Origin of the sequence: Chryseobacterium indologenes (genome assembly GCA_016025055.1) — a bacterium.
Taxonomy (GTDB): Bacteria; Bacteroidota; Bacteroidia; order Flavobacteriales; family Weeksellaceae; genus Chryseobacterium; species Chryseobacterium indologenes.
On record CP065590.1, the window covers coordinates 1574317 to 1592991 of the forward strand.

At 39.6% G+C, this 18675-nt stretch carries 11 protein-coding genes, 7 tRNA genes, 1 rRNA gene and 1 pseudogene; 8 read left to right on the top strand and 12 right to left on the bottom strand.

The window, feature by feature from the left end; translation table 11 throughout:
• Nucleotides 1-113 precede the first annotated feature (113 nt).
• From H3Z85_07010 to H3Z85_07020, 3 genes are all read right to left on the bottom strand, one after another.
• Nucleotides 114-187, bottom strand: a tRNA-Ala gene (locus H3Z85_07010).
• Nucleotides 188-272: 85 nt separating this feature from the next.
• Nucleotides 273-346, bottom strand: a tRNA-Ile gene (locus H3Z85_07015).
• A 207-nt stretch (nt 347-553) separates the two neighbouring features.
• Nucleotides 554-2074 (bottom strand): 16S ribosomal RNA (locus H3Z85_07020).
• Between the two features lie 1456 nt (nt 2075-3530).
• Between H3Z85_07020 and H3Z85_07025 the strand changes: the two genes are divergently transcribed.
• From H3Z85_07025 to H3Z85_07045, 5 genes are all read left to right on the top strand, one after another.
• Nucleotides 3531-6356, top strand: a complete 2826-nt coding sequence (locus H3Z85_07025) for a TonB-dependent receptor (protein ID QPQ53115.1) — start codon at nt 3531-3533, stop codon at nt 6354-6356.
• A gap of 9 nt (nt 6357-6365) precedes the next feature.
• Nucleotides 6366-7664 (top strand): hypothetical protein, encoded by a 1299-nt coding sequence (locus H3Z85_07030; GenBank protein ID QPQ53116.1) that lies wholly within the window; start codon nt 6366-6368, stop codon nt 7662-7664.
• A gap of 11 nt (nt 7665-7675) precedes the next feature.
• On the top strand, nt 7676-8830 hold the full coding sequence (locus H3Z85_07035; protein ID QPQ53117.1) for a TIGR03364 family FAD-dependent oxidoreductase: 1155 nt from the start codon (nt 7676-7678) through the stop codon (nt 8828-8830).
• Between the two features lie 6 nt (nt 8831-8836).
• Complete coding sequence (locus H3Z85_07040) at nt 8837-9505, top strand: HAD-IA family hydrolase (GenBank protein QPQ53118.1); 669 nt, start codon at nt 8837-8839, stop codon at nt 9503-9505.
• Between the two features lie 408 nt (nt 9506-9913).
• Nucleotides 9914-11767 carry an alkaline phosphatase family protein gene (locus tag H3Z85_07045; GenBank protein QPQ53119.1) on the top strand — a complete coding sequence of 618 codons (1854 nt, stop codon included), beginning with the start codon at nt 9914-9916 and terminating at the stop codon, nt 11765-11767.
• Nucleotides 11768-11841: 74 nt separating this feature from the next.
• Here H3Z85_07045 and H3Z85_07050 read toward each other — a convergent pair whose 3' ends face one another.
• The 8 genes and pseudogenes from H3Z85_07050 to H3Z85_07085 all read right to left on the bottom strand — a co-directional run bounded on the left by H3Z85_07050 (nt 11842) and on the right by H3Z85_07085 (nt 15027).
• Nucleotides 11842-12327, bottom strand: a complete 486-nt coding sequence (locus H3Z85_07050) for a GNAT family N-acetyltransferase (protein ID QPQ53120.1) — start codon at nt 12325-12327, stop codon at nt 11842-11844.
• Nucleotides 12328-12341: 14 nt separating this feature from the next.
• A pseudogene (locus H3Z85_07055) lies at nt 12342-13756 on the bottom strand (PLP-dependent aminotransferase family protein).
• Between the two features lie 44 nt (nt 13757-13800).
• Nucleotides 13801-14166: a hypothetical protein gene (locus tag H3Z85_07060; protein ID QPQ53121.1), complete on the bottom strand. Its 366-nt coding sequence runs from the start codon at nt 14164-14166 to the stop codon at nt 13801-13803.
• Nucleotides 14167-14435: 269 nt separating this feature from the next.
• Nucleotides 14436-14519: transfer RNA gene (locus H3Z85_07065), tRNA-Leu, on the bottom strand.
• 52 nt (nt 14520-14571) lie between these two features.
• A tRNA-Leu gene (locus tag H3Z85_07070) sits at nt 14572-14653 on the bottom strand.
• A gap of 123 nt (nt 14654-14776) precedes the next feature.
• Nucleotides 14777-14860: transfer RNA gene (locus tag H3Z85_07075), tRNA-Leu, on the bottom strand.
• A 5-nt stretch (nt 14861-14865) separates the two neighbouring features.
• Nucleotides 14866-14941, bottom strand: a tRNA-Gly gene (locus H3Z85_07080).
• Between the two features lie 4 nt (nt 14942-14945).
• Nucleotides 14946-15027: transfer RNA gene (locus H3Z85_07085), tRNA-Leu, on the bottom strand.
• A gap of 179 nt (nt 15028-15206) precedes the next feature.
• Here H3Z85_07085 and H3Z85_07090 point away from each other — a divergent pair.
• The 3 genes from H3Z85_07090 to H3Z85_07100 are packed head-to-tail and all read left to right on the top strand — an operon-like array spanning nt 15207 to nt 17159.
• The gene (locus H3Z85_07090) at nt 15207-15584 is read left to right on the top strand and encodes a DUF3127 domain-containing protein (protein ID QPQ53122.1); all 378 of its coding nucleotides are present in this window, start codon (nt 15207-15209) and stop codon (nt 15582-15584) included.
• Between the two features lie 57 nt (nt 15585-15641).
• Nucleotides 15642-16262, top strand: coding sequence for a leucyl/phenylalanyl-tRNA--protein transferase (locus tag H3Z85_07095; GenBank protein ID QPQ53123.1), 621 nt, complete (start codon nt 15642-15644; stop codon nt 16260-16262).
• Between the two features lie 18 nt (nt 16263-16280).
• Entirely contained in the window at nt 16281-17159 is an 879-nt protein-coding gene (locus H3Z85_07100; GenBank protein ID QPQ53124.1) for a DMT family transporter, read from the top strand.
• 123 nt (nt 17160-17282) lie between these two features.
• Here the strand turns inward: H3Z85_07100 and H3Z85_07105 are convergent, their stop codons facing one another.
• Nucleotides 17283-18662, bottom strand: coding sequence for a tetratricopeptide repeat protein (locus H3Z85_07105; GenBank protein QPQ53125.1), 1380 nt, complete (start codon nt 18660-18662; stop codon nt 17283-17285).
• Nucleotides 18663-18675 lie beyond the last annotated feature (13 nt).

Sequence of the window (18675 nt, forward strand, 5' to 3'; positions counted from 1 at the left end):
TTTGTGATGTCTTTACCGTTAATGTCAATGATCTTAATTGCTTCTTGCTCGTCTGATAAACAGATGTTGTTTTTGGCTCCATCCGTAACTTTTAAATCAAACTCACAAAACTGTGGAGAATAAGGGAGTCGAACCCTTGACCTCCTGCGTGCAAGGCAGGCGCTCTAGCCAGCTGAGCTAATTCCCCGCTAGTAGACTTCAGATATCAGATCCAGATCTCAGACTTAAATGTCTGATGTCTCATATCTGATCTCTTCCCGTCTTTTAATTAGTAGTCTCGGGCAGGCTCGAACTGCCGACCTCTACATTATCAGTGTAGCGCTCTAACCAGCTGAGCTACGAGACTGTCTTTTTAGACTTACAGATCCTAGATGCTAGATACAAGACTTTCATTCGTCTTGGTTCTTCGCTCTGGGCTCTTGTATCTCAATCCCTTTACTAATTTCTAGTGGGTTTTGTATTGTTATATATCAACCAAATAAAAACTAAAGCCTGAACTTTAAGTAAGTGCTGTATCTTGCGATACTAATTTTTTTTATCGTCTTTAAGACGCTCTAAAATGAGATGTTCCAGCCGCACCTTCCGGTACGGCTACCTTGTTACGACTTAGCCCTAGTTACCTGTTTTACCCTAGGCAGCTCCTGTTACGGTCACCGACTTCAGGTACCCCAGACTTCCATGGCTTGACGGGCGGTGTGTACAAGGCCCGGGAACGTATTCACCGCGCCATGGCTGATGCGCGATTACTAGCGATTCCAGCTTCATAGAGTCGAGTTGCAGACTCCAATCCGAACTGAGACCGGCTTTCGAGATTTGCATCACATCGCTGTGTAGCTGCCCTCTGTACCGGCCATTGTATTACGTGTGTGGCCCAAGGCGTAAGGGCCGTGATGATTTGACGTCATCCCCACCTTCCTCTCTACTTGCGTAGGCAGTCTCACTAGAGTCCCCAACTTAATGATGGCAACTAGTGACAGGGGTTGCGCTCGTTGCAGGACTTAACCTAACACCTCACGGCACGAGCTGACGACAACCATGCAGCACCTTGAAAAATGTCCGAAGAAAAGTCTATTTCTAAACCTGTCATTTCCCATTTAAGCCTTGGTAAGGTTCCTCGCGTATCATCGAATTAAACCACATAATCCACCGCTTGTGCGGGCCCCCGTCAATTCCTTTGAGTTTCAAACTTGCGTTCGTACTCCCCAGGTGGCTAACTTATCACTTTCGCTTAGTCTCTGAACCCGAAAGCCCAAAAACGAGTTAGCATCGTTTACGGCGTGGACTACCAGGGTATCTAATCCTGTTCGCTCCCCACGCTTTCGTCCATCAGCGTCAGTTGTTGCTTAGTAACCTGCCTTCGCAATTGGTGTTCTAAGTAATATCTATGCATTTCACCGCTACACTACTTATTCCAGCTACTTCAACAACACTCAAGACCTGCAGTATCAATGGCAGTTTCACAGTTAAGCTGTGAGATTTCACCACTGACTTACAGATCCGCCTACGGACCCTTTAAACCCAATAAATCCGGATAACGCTTGCACCCTCCGTATTACCGCGGCTGCTGGCACGGAGTTAGCCGGTGCTTATTCGTATAGTACCTTCAGCTACTCTCACGAGAGTAGGTTTATCCCTATACAAAAGAAGTTTACAACCCATAGGGCCGTCGTCCTTCACGCGGGATGGCTGGATCAGGCTCTCACCCATTGTCCAATATTCCTCACTGCTGCCTCCCGTAGGAGTCTGGTCCGTGTCTCAGTACCAGTGTGGGGGATCACCCTCTCAGGCCCCCTAAAGATCGCAGACTTGGTGAGCCGTTACCTCACCAACTATCTAATCTTGCGCGTGCCCATCTCTATCCACCGGAGTTTTCAATGTCGAATGATGCCATCCAACATATTATGGGGTATTAATCTTCCTTTCGAAAGGCTATCCCCCAGATAAAGGCAGGTTGCACACGTGTTCCGCACCCGTACGCCGCTCTCAAGATCCCGAAAGATCTCTACCGCTCGGCTTGCATGTGTTAGGCCTCCCGCTAGCGTTCATCCTGAGCCAGGATCAAACTCTCCATTGTATGTTTGTCTGACTCACTCAAAGTTTTTAACGCTTTAGTTTTTCCTTACTTGGTTGTTATATTGTATGTCAATGATCTTTATATCTTCCGCTTTATAACGATGCAATCTTTCTGTCAGTGTTGCTCCGTATTTGCGAGTGCAAAAATAAAACTTTATTTTGAATTGACCAAATGTTTTTTGAAGAAAATTTAAAGTCTATTGTGTAACCCTAAACCCTTCTCGAAACCTTAATCTCTCTACTCCTGCGCTCCCTCTAATTGGGACTGCAAAGATACAAACTCTTTTTTAACCGGCAACTTTTTTTGTAAAAAGTTTTGAAGTTTTTTTCGTCTGTTTCTTTTAAGAGTATTTTGTTTTTGCTTATCTAAAAGCCCTTCTGCGCTTACTGAATGTCTTTCGTTTTTCAGTGGGGCAAAGATAGAGACTTCTTCAATACCCCGCAAGTTTATGTAACATAAATTTTACTTTATTGTAATATTGGAGGGTAAACGACTGGAAGGCAGGGAGAAAAATTTTAAACAAATGTTTGAAGGGAGACGCCGGAATGCGGAAGGGCTCGAAAATAGCAGGGAAAATGGGGTTGGAAGGGGAAATTTTGGGGTGCATATATATAAGAAGGGAAAGGGATAAAGAGGAAATGGATAAAATATCACGTTATTCTTGCCGGTTGGCACAGATGGTTATACTTTATTATATAGTATAACGAGTAAGGGCTGTATGGGGCGATAAGTTTCGTGAGGATGGTCTTGGAAAGGTTTTACGTTTGGGCTAAAGCCTGATTTTAAAGGATACTTTATTGAGAGGGCTTTAGCCCGCTCCTATTGAATAAAGATTACCACAGATCACACGGATTTGCAGAGAAGAGTAAATAAATATGTTGAGTAGGCATCCATTTTCAATTTTCAATTTTCCATTTTCAACTTTTTACCATTTCCTAGCCCCGATAGAAGCGGTTACCCCACAGCAGGCGCTGGAGAATATAAGGGTTAGACGTGGAGCGCAAGGCCGCGAGGAGTATGAGCGGATAGCGGGAAACAGCTCCTGAATATGTTTGAAAGCCGGAGAATGAATGAATTGGAGGGTTGGAGAGCGAAAAAAAATTAAATGATATGATCTCGCCTTTACCGGTTTAATTATGTTTAGAGATTAAAATTTTACTATTTGTAAACTTCTGAAAACAGCATCAGCGGCTGACATGAACGTTATGTTAACGAATAAACAGGAACCTGAGCAAAAATTGCCCAATTCAATCATTTTGGAAAACACATGAATAATGCACTATTATTAAGCACATTACAGGAATATATATCCAAAAAACGGCTCCGTTTTTATATTTTTTTAAGTAAGATAGAAGTAACATACAGGCTTAATTTGTTAATCAATACTTAACACCAAATATTTATATATATTAAAATTATTGGCGTGATTTGCATAAAAAAATTAATATATGTAAAAATGAAAACAAAATTAGAGAAATTACTTATCCTTGTTTTTACCTGTTTCATCATTTTAGTTTCAGCGCAAAAACAGTTAATTATAGGAACTGTCCTCGATGACAGTCAGCCACTCCCCGGCGCCACTATCAAAATAAAAGGCTTATCAAGAAATATCACTACGGATGTTGACGGTAAATTTGCCATCAACGACATTCAAGAAGGTCAATACATACTACATATCAGTTATATAGGTTATGAATCTAAAGATGTCACAATTGATCTGAAATCGGAGCAAACCACCGACCTGGGGAATATCAAACTTTCCCAACTGAGAAAAAATATTGATGAAGTATTGATCACCGGTACTTTAAAGAATACGGAAGCACGGGCATTAAATATTCAGAAAAACGCCATCAATATCAGCAACGTCATTGCCTCTGACGGCATCGGGAAGCTTCCGGACAGGAATGCGGCAGAAACGGTTCAGCGTGTTCAGGGTGTTTCTATTGAAAGAGATCAGGGTGAAGGAAGGTTCGTTTCTCTACGGGGGTTGCCTCCTTTCTGGGCCTCTACAACGATTAACGGAAACAGGCTTCCCACCGCTGAAGAAGAAACGACCTCCAGAGCAACTGCATTTGACTTCTTCCCTACGGAATTGATTTCTTATGTACATGTCAACAAGTCTTTTACTCCTGATATGGAAGCAGATGGAATTGGTGGCGGAGTGAATTTCATTACAAAAACCCCTCCGATGAAAACAGAGTTTAAAGCGACTTTGGGAAGCGGGTATAATGCGAAAGCAGATAAAGGAGTCTATAATATCGGTTTGATGTACGGAGGAAGAACGAAAGATAAAAAATTCGGATACCTCTTTAATTTTGCCCACTTCATCAGAAACTGGTCTACCGATAATTTTGAAGCAAGACGAAGCGGTGATGAAGGGGTTTTCAGAATGGAACTTCGGGATTATAACGGGGTAAGAAAAACTACCGGAATCAATACAGCCTTTGAATATGTGCTTTCTCCGAAGAATACACTTTACGTGAAAGGAATGTACGGAACACTTTCGGATGACGAAACTCATTACAAACACAGAGTGAGGTTTGATAAATTCAGCAGTGCCAATAATACAGCGAGAGTAGAGCTTCAGAATATTCATAATTTACTGATCACGCAACTTACCTCAGTGTCCTTAGGCGGAGTTCATAATCTGGATAAGGGAAAAATCGACTGGGATCTCTCCTACTATGATAATCAATTTAAATACGGAAATATTCCTGATAAGCAAAACAACTCCTATTATGTTATCAAATACACTCAGTCAGGTGTAGGCATCAACTCTGGTTATATTTCGGATCACGGAAACGGCCCAAGAGCTTACTGGAAAGCAGATGGGGGAAAGCTGGATTATAAAAACCCGGATGCCTTATTTGGGTTCTACAGTGATCCGAATTTTAAAATGGATGCTTCTCAGATGAAATTTACCGATCTGGAATTCTATAAAGTTTTTGTAGAGGAAAAAGATAAGATTGTGGCAACTTTTAACCATGAAATCAATATTTCTGATCAACTGACCGTAAAATATGGTTTAAAATACAGAGATAAGGAACGTAACGCAAGATTCTCAGACATCTTTTACAACTGGAGCAACGGAACGGCTCCATTACTTTCAGATTATTCCCAGTACATCACAGCCCAACCGAACGGGACCAAGTATCTAAGTGAAATGAATGCGTCTATCGGAAATTCTTTCGGACCGGTCCTTTCCACCGGAGGAATGAACCAGTTCTGGTATGATAATCACGGAAATTTAAAGATCAACACTGCAGATTCTGAAGCATTGGAGTACAATAAAGCACTGGGAAGGAACTTTGATGTTTTTGAAAAACATGCTGATGCTTATGGAATGGGAACCTATAAATTGAATGACAAATTCACCATTTTAGGAGGAATCAGATTTTCCAATACCAATACGAAGGTAAAAGGGTATCATGTTGTTGATGACGTTCTTACTCCTGTTGAGCATACTAAAAATTACCTGGCTGTTCTTCCCATGCTTCATCTAAAATACGCATTGAACGATAAAACCAACCTGCGTTTTGCCGCCACAAGAACATTTTCAAGGCCGAATTTCGGAGATCTGACACCCGGAGGAACTTATATTGAAGCTGATAACGAATTTAAAGGAGGAAATCCGGATCTTAACCCTACGTATTCCTTGAATTTTGATCTGATGGGAGAATATTATTTTTCCAACGTGGGGATTCTGAGCGGAGGAATTTTCTACAAATCGATTACCGACCCGATCTTCCAGGATTCTTTTATCGGAAGCTATAATGGAATAAACGGAGTTCAGTTTTCAGCTCCTAACAACGGAAAAGCAGCCTGGCTGGGAGGTATTGAACTTGGCATCAATAAAAGATTTGATTTTCTTCCGGGATTCCTGCAATATTTCGGAGCACAGGTAAATGCGACTTTCATGACTTCAGAAATGGAAAAACCAAGCGGAAGGAAAGTAAAGCTTCCGTATCAGGCTAGTGATCTGTACAATGTGCAGCTTTTCTTTGAGAAGAAAGGATTCAACGCAAGGCTGGCCTACAATTATAAAGGAAAATATGCCGTAGAATACGCTGAAGAGGACATCAATGATACCTATTACGGAAAGTACAGCAGCCTTGATTTTGGAGGTTCTTACCAAATTACAAAACATATCGGTGTATATGCCGATATCAACAACATCCTGAACAAACCGCTTATTTATCATTTCGGTAAAAATGAAGATCGCCCCGAACAGGTAGAATACTACGGAGTGCGTTGCAATCTTGGAATAAAACTGAATTTCTAAACCACTACAATGGCTGGAACAATCAATAAAAAAACAATGGTAACACTGAAAGCCGCTTTTGCTGCTTTCGGGGTCTACTTTTGCATGTATGGCTTCAGAAAACCCTTTACTGTAGCATCATTCGAAGGATTATCCTACTTCGGCGTCGACTACAAAATCCTGATTATTATCGCTCAGGCTGTAGGATATTTTATCTCAAAATTCATCGGCATCAAGTTTATTTCAGAATTAAAACCGGCAAAAAGACGATCCTTTTTATTCTCGTTTATTGCCGTTGCAGAGCTTTCTCTATTGGGGTTTGCCGCTGTACCTGCCCCGTACAATATACTTTTTATGTTTTTGAACGGAATTCCTTTGGGCATGATCTGGGGAATTGTCTTTTCCTATATTGAAGGTCGTAAAACCACCGAGATTATCGGACTGTTTTTATGTTCAAGCTTTGTGGTTTCGTCAGGTTTTACCAAATCTGTAGGAAAATTCCTGATGGACACTTTTTCAATTTCCGAATTCTGGATGCCTTTTTCAGCGGGACTGATCTTTATTATTCCGTTATTTGTATTTGGAATCCTTCTGGAACGAATTCCCCAACCGACTGAAGAAGATATTTTGCTTAAAAGTAAAAGACAACCCTTGAACGGACCGGAAAGAAAAGCCCTGATTCAGCAGTTTTTTGTGCCGGTTGTTTGTATTATTTTTCTGTACATCAGCCTTACCGTTTTAAGGGATTTCAGGGATAATTTCAACCGTGAGATCTGGGACGGACTCCATTTTCATTTTGACAGCTCCATTTTTACCCTTACGGAAATCCCTATTGCCATTATGGTTCTTGTGATTTTAAGTTTCATGGTAAAGGTTAAAAACAATAAAAAAGCTTTTGCATATTATCATTACATCCTTTTTGGTGGAATTCTGGTGGTGGGATTTTCAACCTATCTGTTTCAGCAGGGATCGCTGTCACCTTTTGTATGGATGACCATTTCAGGTTTTGGGATGTACCTCTGTTATATTCCTTTCAACGGAATTTATTTTGACCGGATGATCGCTGCTTTTGATATTAAAGGAAATGTAGGCTTCCTTATTTATATTGTCGATTCTTTCGGATATCTGGGAAGTGTTTTGATTCTGCTGTACAAGAATTTCGGTTCTTCGCAGACTTCATGGCTTAGCTTTTACATCAGTCTTAATTATATTATCACTATTACAGTCTTAATTCTTTCAATTATTGCTTTTCTGGCTTTCAAAAAAAAGTCAAAACCCAAATCAAACTCTAATCGATACATCAATTTTGATGCTTCAAAAATCTTATAAATTATACTAAAATGACAACAAAATTTGATTTACTCGTAGTTGGCGGTGGAATTTTAGGAACATTCCATGCGTATCATGCTTTGAAGAAAAATCTTAAAGTTGCCTTACTGGAAAAGAACTCTCTACCACAGGGAGCAACGGTAAGAAACTTCGGACAGGTTGTTCCTTCGGGAATGGATCTTACATGGCAAAATTTCGGGAGAGAAAGTCTCTCAATATATCAAGAACTCCATTCTCAGGCAGATCTTACCATCAGACAAAACGGTTCCGTATATATCGCTTCAAACGACGAAGAGCTTCAGCTTATTGAAGAACTGTACGAAATCAACAGAAATAATGATTACGAATCTGTTCTCCTGTCTAAAAGCGACTGTATTAAAAAATATGACGGTCTCCGCTCAGACTATTGTAAAGGCGGATTGTTCTTTCCGCAGGAGCTTTCAGTAGATTCTGCAGATATGATTGTAAAACTACACCGGCTTTTACAGGAAAAGATCGGGCTTCAGATTTTCTATAATACCACGGTAGTGGAAACAAATGAGGATGATCAGAAATGCATTGCGGTGACGGCAGAAGGGAGTGAGTTTACAGCTTCCAAAATATTGATTTGCGGCGGGCATGAGTTTAAAACATTATACCCCAAAGTATTCAATGAAAGTGACCTGGAAGTAAGCAAGCTGCAAATGCTTCAAACAAAACCACAAGGAATTTATTCGCTTCAGGGTAATATTCTTACGGGGCTTTCTATCAGAAGATATGAGTCTTTCAGTGAGTGCCCTTCATTCCAACAAATCAAAGCATTGGAAGACCAGAATTCTTTCGAAAAGAAATATGGAATTCATATTTTATTTAAACAGGCGCTTGACGGATCTGTTATTGTAGGAGATTCTCACGAATATGCCGATGCCAGGAATGCTGATGATCTCGGCTATGATCTGAATATGGAAATTGATGAATTCATGATTCATGAAGCGAGAAAAATCATTGATCTTCCTACCTATGAAATCCAGAGAAGATGGTTCGGGGTCTATTCGCAATGCAAGACAAAAGATATTTTTGAGCACCGCCCGTCTCCGAATATTCATATTGTCACCGGAATCGGAGGAAAGGGAATGACGGGAAGCGGAGGCTTTTCAAAGTTTAACATAGAAAAAATTTATGCATAAATTTCAATGAAAAATATAGAATTACTGGTTCTGGATATGGCCGGAACAACGATTGACGAAGATAATGTAGTCTATAAAACCTTAACGGATGCCGTGAATGAATACGGCTATTCTGTAACGCTTGAAAAAGTACTTATCCATTGTGCAGGAATGGAAAAACTGGAAGCGATCACCAGCTTGTTAAAGGACATCCGCGGAAATGAGGCGGATGCTCAACCCATTTTTGAAAACTTTTCTGAAAATTTGAGGTTTGCCTACCGAAATCTCGAAGTAAAACCGATCAACGGAACGGAAAAATTCCTTCTTAGTATGAAAACACAAAATAAAAAAGTGGTGTTGAATACAGGTTATACTCATGAAATCGCACAACAACTTTTAGATAAATTACACTGGAAAGAAAACGTTCATTTTGATGCCCTGATCACCGCAGATGATGTTTCGGAAAGCAGGCCCAGCCCGGCAATGATCAACCTGGCGATGAAAAAATTCAATATCACAGAACCTGCAAAAGTCCTGAAAGCAGGGGATTCTGTGATTGACATCGAAGAGGGTAAGAATGCAGGCTGTGGTCTTACTATAGCAGTTCTTTCCGGAGCACAAAACAGAACGGAGCTCGAAAAAGCAAAGCCTGACTATATCCTGAATACTATTTCTGAAGCCGAAAACCTTCTTTAGAAATTTCTTTTTCAATACTAATAACACAAATATTTTCGCAGATCATATTTGTGTTGTTTTTTAAGATCCCTTCAAATCACAAATTTTACATAAACCCAGATCATAATCGTGATTACCATATTTATTTTTAAACGAAATGTCCTTACAACAGAATAGCAAATACCTGAATCTTCGTTTAAAAAAAGTGAACGCTATATTCTTCGACTCACAAATCGTGAGTTTGCAAAGTTCTAAAAGCTCAGGTGTTTCTAAAATCTATAACAGGTTTATTTCAAACACTCATACAACTATTTAATTATCAATTAATTAACCTTTTGTTCACATCTATTTACCAGTACTAAATTAATTTTACAATAGTTAAAAATAAATTACTATTTGTAAACTTTCTACTTAAAACCCTCATTTCTCATGAAAACAAAACTATTCTCAATGGCAGTTATAATGAGCTGCTTTCTAGGAGCTCAAACCAAAAAAGTTCTTTTTATCGGTATTGACGGCTGCCGCTCCGATGTTATGATGTCAACAAGTATCCCCAATATCCAGAATCTCATCAATCAGTCCATCTACTCTATTGACGGGTTATGTGCGGCTACTACATGGAGCGGAAACGGCTGGAGTACAATGCTTACCGGTGTATGGCATACGAAACACAATGTGCAGGATAATAATTTTACCAATCCCAATTATGTCAGTTATCCCGACTTTCTGACAAGAGCGGAAAGCTACAATCCTAACCTGAGAACGATGTCCCTTGTCAACTGGGCACCGATCAATGATAAGATTATCAAAACAGCAGATGTCAAAAGCAATCTTGGAAGCGACCTTGCCGTGAAAAATGCGGCTGTGGCAGCCTTACAAAATGATAATCCGGACATTTTATTTGTTGATTTTGATGATGTGGACCACGCCGGACATTCTTATGGTTTTTCGTCAGGTGTCCCTCAATACATTTCTTCTATCCAAACTACGGATGCTTACATCGGTGAAATTGTGAATGCTATGAAAAACAGGTCTACTTACAACAGCGAAGACTGGCTGGTAGTACTTACGACTGACCATGGTGCTGTAGATAGCTCTCACGGTGGGGGAAATCTTTCGGAAAGAAATATTTTTACCATTTATTCCAATCCGGGATTCATGCCTCAACAGATCAGCAAAACAACTCTGGAATCCAATAAAACGTTTAATCAGATCAGCTTTCCTTCGGGAACGTACGCCAAGCCTGCCAATCAGGTTCCTTTCAATTTTGGAGCTAATCAGGATTTTACTATTGAATTTTGGGTAAAACCCAACGCAAATTATTCCAGTGACCCGGTGATGATCGGAAATAAAAACTGGTCTAACGGAAAAAATAAAGGACTTGTAATCTCGGGATATTCCGGACAGACCTTTAAAATGAATATCGGAGACGGGACCAACAGAATCGATCTTGTAGGAGGAAAAGTAGAAACCAATAAATGGAAACATATTGCAGCCAGTTTTGACAGAGACGGTCTTGTAACACTTTACGAAGACGGCGTTCCTGTTACTTTTGCCAAAATGAATACCATTGGAAATATTGATTCCGGGCTTCCATTTACCCTGAATCAAGATGGGACAAATGTATACAGTCAAAATCTTGCTGCTTCATATAAAGATGTAAGAATCTGGAAAACCGCTCTTCCTAATGATATCATTGTCAACTGGGCCCATCAGGATATTACCTCTTCACATCCGTACTATTCTCAGCTTCTGGGGAACTGGAAATGTGATGAAACTTCGGGAAATACCCTTGCAGATTCAAGTCCAAATGCCAATAATATGACGGTAACAGGCTCACCAACGTATAGCGCCAACACCGTTACTACTTTTAAAATTTTTGATTATTCCGCAACAACCAGAGAAACGGATCACCTGCCAACAGTATTAAACTGGCTGTGTATCCCGGTACAATCTGCATGGGGCATTGATGGAATCAACAGAATACCGGTTTGTTCCAATGAATCTTTAGCGACAAAAGATATAAAGAAATCCACAGATTCTTTTACGTTATATCCAAATCCGGCTTCAACAGACATTAATTTCCGATACCAATCTGAAGAAAAAGAAGTGATGATCAAAATCACGGACACAAAAGGTTCGGTGATTTCAACAAAAGTTTTGAAGTCTTCAGGAGGATTTTATGATGAAAACATACATATTGAACATCTTCCGGCCGGAATATATTTCCTTACCATCATCGGAAACAGGATGTCAGCAACGAAAACTTTTATTAAGAAATAGAACAGTAAAGCAATTAGATTTAAATTTTGATATTAGAACAAGGATATTTCTATCCGAGTTCTAATATTTTTTTCCTAAAGCTTGAGATCCAATTCCATCTGTACATCTACTCTATCATATCCGGCATTGGTAATGGGAATGTGTTTAAATCCTAATTTTTCATACAGCTTTATGGCAGGAACCAAAATGGAATTGGTTTCCAGAAATAATCTTTCAGCTTTTAATTCTTTTGCTTTTTCCACCAAAGCATTTCCAAGCAAATAGCCAATTTTCTTTCCTTGTGCTTTGGGGCTTACAGCCATTTTAGAAAGTTCAAAACTAAGCGGTTTATCGGTAGCTTTTACCAGAGCGCAAGTTCCTACTGCTTCTCCATTCAGCAAAGCAAAAGCGATATATCCGCCTTTATTTAAAATTTGTTCTTCCGGATGATCCAGCAATTTGTAATCGCCGGGTTCCATTACAAAAAAAGTTTTGATCCACTCTTCATTCAAAGCTTTGAAAGCTTCTTTATATTGAGGTTCGTACTCAATGATTTGTACTTCATTATATGTATCATTCATCACGATAGGGTTTATTATATTCTGTTTTTTATCATTTTTCCCAGTTTTTCAAGGTCACTTTCCACACGATCTGTCCATTCTAAAGCGTAATTGAGACGCATACAATTTTGGAACTGGTTGTATTGTGAGAACATTCTTCCGGGAGCAAAATTTACTTTCTGGCTGACGGCGGCATCGTACAAATCTTCAGTACAGATTCTTTTATCTAATTCCAGCCATAGCATAAACCCTCCTTTAGGTTCTGAAATTTTAGTATTATCGGGAAAATATTGGGTGACCGATTTCTGAATCTGAAGATAATTGGCATATAATTTCTTCCTGAACATTCTTAAATGGTGATCATATCGTCCATGTTCCAGGAAATCAGCAATCACATCTGAAAACAAAGAAGGGCCGGAAACGGTCTGCACAAGTTTCTGACGGATAATTTTATCCTTGAATTTTCCCGGAGCTACCCACCCGACACGAAATCCCGGTGCGAGTGTTTTTGAAACCGAACCTACCCACATCACAATACCGGTTTCATCATAAAATTTACATGGCTTCGGCCTTCCTGCTCCGAAGTAGATATTTCCGTACACATCATCTTCTACTAAAGGAACATTATACTCGGTAAGCATTCTCACGAGTTCTTTTTATTCTCGTCCGGCATCTGGAATCCCAGCGGATTGTTATAATTCACGACAAAGCAGCATGCAGAAAGTTTGGGAAGTACTTTTTTCAATGCATCGAGGTCTACCCCTGTAATGGGATGGGTAGGAATTTCCACGGCTTTTAATCCTAATAGCTGAATGGCCTGAAGGATTCCAAAGTATACAGGAGATTCCACCGCCACACTATCGCCGGGTTGGGTAACTGCCATCAGGCAATTATACACCCCATTCATTGCACCGGAAGTAATCACCAGATCATCTTCTGTAATTTTTCCTTCCATGACGATGGACCATTTGGCAATTTCCCGACGAAGTTGTTCATTACCCTGTACCGGTTCGTAATTTGTTCCGCTGTCATGTTTCTTCTTTATTACATCAATCATACATTTCTTCATCTTGGCTACCGGAAGAAGGCTTTTTCCTGGGATACCAAGACCGAATTGAGTCATATCCGTACCTCCAATAGCTCCGAATACTTTACCGATAAGGTCTTCCGGAGATTTGTCTCCTTCATAAACTTTCATTTTGCCTACAGAAGGAAGCGCCAGTTTACGCTGTGAGGTCTGACTTACATAATATCCGTATTTGGGGCGGGATTCAACCAAAGAACGGCTTTCCAGCTCCATATACGCTTGTTTTACGGTATTCAGGCTGACATTATATAGTTTTTGGGCACTCCTCAGTGAAGGGAGCCTGTCTCCGAATTGCAGGGTCTCACTTTTGATCTGCTCGGTGACAGAATTCGCTATTTTAAGGTACAGGACATCTTTCAACATTGAATTACAGTTTTAAGTAAATGTACAATTTTATTCAGGCTTTACTAAAAATTAAGCCAGCTGATCATACTTGCGATACTGCTTTTTAACTGTTCCGGATCCCGGAAATTCAGATCTTTTTTCCTGTTGAACTCATTTTCGGCTTTTGAATAAAAGTTTTTCTTTTCCTGGTCTGAAACGGTATTTTTTGCCCATATTTTAAAGGAAATCTTCCCGTTTCTATTCAGAATAAGAGTTGCAAATGACACAATTTGGTTTTCTTTTTTAGCCAAAAGAAAGGGAATTCCGAAATCTGAACTGATTTTTGAGGTATTGTGTATCTGCAGAAACATATTTCTCAACGCCAACATGTCTGAAATATATACTTCAGCATATTGAAGCTGTTCCTGATGTTGTGCAATTGTTTCCATAGTATTTATTCTTTAGCTTAACAAAATTATGGAGTATTCAAGTTTGGATACAGATACAGAATAAAACTATATTATGGGTACAGATATACTATTCCTTCCGTGATGCTATGGATTTAAGACTGATCTTAAGGGTTATGATGATGATTCAATTTTGATGGAGGTATAAATATTCCTCCCGGTCCTGAGACCTGGCCTTTAAAAAGTCTCAATAGATTCTCTTGTAACTAAAAAAACAAAAACCCTCCGTAATCAAATTACAGAGGGTTTTGTACCCCAGACGGGACTTGAACCCGTACGTCCTTGCGGACACAGGATTTTAAGTCCTGCGTGTCTACCAGTTCCACCACCAGGGCTGGTGTATGGTACAAAAAAAGGATCTGAAAACAAATCCTGTCTTTTGTATAGTGCGGATGAAGGGACTCGAACCCCCACGCCTCACGGCACCAGATCCTAAGTCTGGCGTGGCTACCAATTACACCACATCCGCTGGTTATATTGATCTGTTTTCACAGATTCAAAATCATTTATCTTACAAATATAAGAATTTTTACCGAAAGAACACCTTCTATAAAAACAAAAAACCCTCCGTAACGACATACAGAGGGCTTTGTACCCCGGGCGGGACTTGAACCCGCACGCCAAAAGAGGCACAGGATTTTAAGTCCTGCGTGTCTACCAGTTCCACCACCAGGGCAGGTGTGGAGCGAAAAACGGGATTCGAACCCGCGACCCCAACCTTGGCAAGGTTGTGCTCTACCAGCTGAGCTATTTTCGCATAGTGCGGATGAAGGGACTCGAACCCCCACGCCTCACGGCACCAGATCCTAAGTCTGGCGTGGCTACCAATTACACCACATCCGCTGGTTTTTTATATTGTAAGTTTTAAAGAGCTTGCTTCGTTTTTGTGAGTGCAAATATAGGACAATTTCCCTTACCTCCAAACTTTTCAAAGAAAAAAATTAAAATTTTTAGTTTTTTTTTTCACCGGCACCTATTATTACAATTGATTTTCTTACTTTTACACCGTTAATATTTACGATATGGAATTACAAGGAACGGTAAAGAAACTTTTTGATGCTCAAACATTTGCGAGCGGGTTTCAAAAGAGAGAAATGGTTATTTTGACCCAGGAACAGTATCCACAGCCGATAAACATAGAATTTTTATCTGATAAGATCAGTTTATTAGATAATCTTAGAGAAGGAGATAACGTAAAGGTAGGAATCAACATCAGAGGTAGAGAATGGGTTTCTCCTCAGGGTGAGACTAAATACTTCAATTCTATTACCGGCTGGAGAGTAGAAAAAGTATCAGACATCGCTTCAGAACCTACTCAGGCAATGCCTCAGCAATCTGCATCCCCAGTATCAAACGAGAATCCGTTTGCCGGAGATGACGATGACGATTTACCTTTTTAAATAGAGAATAAAGATCTAATATAAATCCTGCTTTTGAAGTAGGATTTTTTTGATAAAATGATTCGATTAGACGACAACGAGATTTCATTCCCCGACCCTGAGCTGTATGACGGCCATGACGGATTGATTGCCTACGGTGGTGATCTCTCTGTAGAACGTATTTGGTTTGCCTATCAACTGGGTATTTTCCCATGGTTTAACCCGGGAGAGGAAATTTTGTGGTGGAGTCCGGATCCGAGATTCGTTTTGTTTCCGAAAGAAATAAAGGTCTCCAAATCGATGCAAAAGATCCTGAACAGAAATGTTTTTTTTTTTTCTGAGAACCGAAACTTCAGAGAGGTTATCACCCACTGCCAGCAAGCGAGCAGAAAGGGGCAAACCGGAACATGGCTTTCCGATGAATTGATGGAATCATTTATCCGGCTTCATGAGTACGGACTGGCCAGAAGCATTGAAGTATGGCAGGAAAATGAACTGGTAGGCGGCTTTTATGGGTTACAGATCGGTAATGTTTTCTGTGGAGAAAGTATGTTTGCTAAAGTAAGCAATGCTTCGAAAGCCGGATTTATCCATTTTGTTGAGACCTACAAAGATACTATAGATTTGATTGACTGCCAGTCACATACCGACCATCTGGAAAGTCTGGGGGCAAGAATGATTCCTAAAAAGAGTTTTTAAAAATTTTACACGACAATAATGAACGCAGATAAAGAAAAATGGGTACTTCTTATTCTCCTGAGTATTATCTGGGGATCTTCTTTTATTCTGATTAAAAAATCTCTTGAGCATTTTAATCCTTTTCAGGTAGGTGCTTTAAGGGTTCTGATCGCCGGAATTATTTTACTACCTGTCGCCATTTCAAATTATAAGCTTTTCCCTAAAAAGCATATCAAATGGCTGATTCTGGCAGCTTTCACCGGAAATTTTATCCCCATGTTCCTCTTCCCTATTGCCGAAACTGAAGTAAGCAGTAGCATTGCAGGAATTATTAACTCCATGATGCCTATTTTTGTGATCATTGTGGGAGGCCTTGTCTGGAAATTCGAAACAACCAAAAAACAGATCATAGGAACATGTATAAGCTTCGCCGGCGTCTGTATTCTTGCCTTTGGAGGAGGTGACAGCAGTGAATTTAAAATGATTCCGATCCTGTTGTTATTACTGGCTACTTTGTGCTATGCAATGAGCACGACAACGGTAAAATCAAAACTGATGGAAGTTTCTTCAGTGGTATTATCTTCTTTTATTTTCTCTTTCGTCTTGTTTTTACCTTCTCTGATTGCGTTAACCGGCACAGGATTTTTTTCAGAATTTACCCTTTCAAAAGACCTGCTGATGGGCTTACTGTTTGTCAGCCTGTTATCTGTTTTCGGTACAGGATTGGCAATGACGATGAACTACCGTTTATTAAAAGTCTCATCTCCTCTTTTTGCCTCAACAGTTACTTTAATTATGCCTATTGTTGCCATTATTTGGGGAATATTAGATGGTGAAAAGCTTACGTATATGCAATTTATCGGTGCCGGAATTATCATTGCCGGACTGATATTTTTACGAACAAATCCGAAAAAATAAATTTTATTTGTAAATGCCAATGTAAGTTCCACTACCCTTCTGGGAAAATTCATTGACGAGTATCATTATCAATAAAAAAATCCTGCAATGCAGGATTTTTTATGTTTAATTAAAATGTTTTAATCAATTTTTCTTTTTCACTCTGGCCTTCACCTTTTTAACCTCATCTTTGATAAACGGATATTTTTTCTGCATATCTTTAGCTAAAGACGGATCCAGGTCCAATGCTTTCTGAAGGGATTCGATTCCTTTGTCCTGATCTTTCAGGTTGAAGAAACAATTGCTCAACTGATAAAATAATTCTGCTCTGTAATGGTTTTTAACAGCGCTGTTCAGCACAGTTACCGCTTCCTCATATTCACCCAGAAGCATCAATACTTCGGAGTAAGCATACCAGTTGTAAAATCTTGAAGGTTCTGCATCCACCAGTTTTTTAAGACAGGAAAGGCTTTCTTCAAATTTCCCGGAATCAATGAATAAAAATGCTAATCTCTTCTGATAATCAAGATTGTTTTCATTCAATTGAGTGGCTTCTTTTGCAAAATGCAACGCTTCACTCATCCCTCCCATTTCTTCGTACAGATATGACTGTTCCATCATGGCAAGGTAAAACTGCGGATCTTCTCTTAAAGATTTCTGGAACGCATTCAATGCAACTATAGGCTGCTTTAATGCTTTATTACAAAGCCCAATTTTATAGAAAGTAAAGGCTTTTGTGTATTCCAGCTCAAGCATCTCTTCGTAGGTTTCGATAGCTTTCTGATATTGTCCTAAAGCTTCATAGCAGGCTGCCTTATTGGCATATACTCCTACAGCATTTGAATTGATGGCCAATAAATAGTCATAGCCTTTTATGGCTTCATCATAATTTTTTCTGTTGAAGTAAAACTGACCGTATTCCAGCCATGCGGTTTCAGAATAAGAAAATTCATCCAGATATTCATTAAGAAAGGCAATAGCCTCCTCACTCTTATTAAGATCACTAAAGCACACCATACAGTTTTCTAATGCATATTCATCTGTAGGATCTTCTTTCAGTGCTTTTCTGTAATGTCTAAGAGCGTTAAAAGGATCTCCCAGATTCACATATTCATCTGCAATAAAGTTGTGAAGGAAGTTTTCTTCTTCCCCTAATGTCAAAGCTTGTTTACAAATTTCAATGGATCTTTTAGGATTTCCTAAACTCGAATAATACTTGGCGTAGCAAACCATAAAGTCGGTGTTTTCCATAGAGGAACCCTTTAGCTCATTAATGAGCCCTTTCGCCGTATTATACTCTTCCCATTCCAAAAGAATTTCAAGTTTTTTAATCTTGATATCTAAAGAATTGGGATGAAGCTTCAGGCCATAACTTACCGCCATATCAGCGTAGTTAAAGTCTCCAAGCTCCAAATAATAAACAATAATATCTTCTAACTCTTCGGTATCGAAGTAGAATTCATCATTGTTCTCCATCATTTCCTCGAACTTTTTTACAAGTTCATTTCCAAAATACTCTTCCAATAGTGTCCTCTTT

Excerpts from the sequence above, each read along its gene's own strand:
- H3Z85_07025 (QPQ53115.1), top strand. The coding sequence starts at position 3,531 with ATGAAAACAAAATTAGAGAAATTACTTATCCTTGTTTTTACCTGTTTC.
- H3Z85_07030 (QPQ53116.1), top strand. The coding sequence starts at position 6,366 with ATGGCTGGAACAATCAATAAAAAAACAATGGTAACACTGAAAGCCGCT.
- H3Z85_07035 (QPQ53117.1), top strand. The coding sequence starts at position 7,676 with ATGACAACAAAATTTGATTTACTCGTAGTTGGCGGTGGAATTTTAGGA.
- H3Z85_07040 (QPQ53118.1), top strand. The coding sequence starts at position 8,837 with ATGAAAAATATAGAATTACTGGTTCTGGATATGGCCGGAACAACGATT.
- H3Z85_07045 (QPQ53119.1), top strand. The coding sequence starts at position 9,914 with ATGAAAACAAAACTATTCTCAATGGCAGTTATAATGAGCTGCTTTCTA.
- H3Z85_07050 (QPQ53120.1), bottom strand. The coding sequence starts at position 12,327 with ATGAATGATACATATAATGAAGTACAAATCATTGAGTACGAACCTCAA.
- H3Z85_07060 (QPQ53121.1), bottom strand. The coding sequence starts at position 14,166 with ATGGAAACAATTGCACAACATCAGGAACAGCTTCAATATGCTGAAGTA.
- H3Z85_07090 (QPQ53122.1), top strand. The coding sequence starts at position 15,207 with ATGGAATTACAAGGAACGGTAAAGAAACTTTTTGATGCTCAAACATTT.
- H3Z85_07095 (QPQ53123.1), top strand. The coding sequence starts at position 15,642 with ATGATTCGATTAGACGACAACGAGATTTCATTCCCCGACCCTGAGCTG.
- H3Z85_07100 (QPQ53124.1), top strand. The coding sequence starts at position 16,281 with ATGAACGCAGATAAAGAAAAATGGGTACTTCTTATTCTCCTGAGTATT.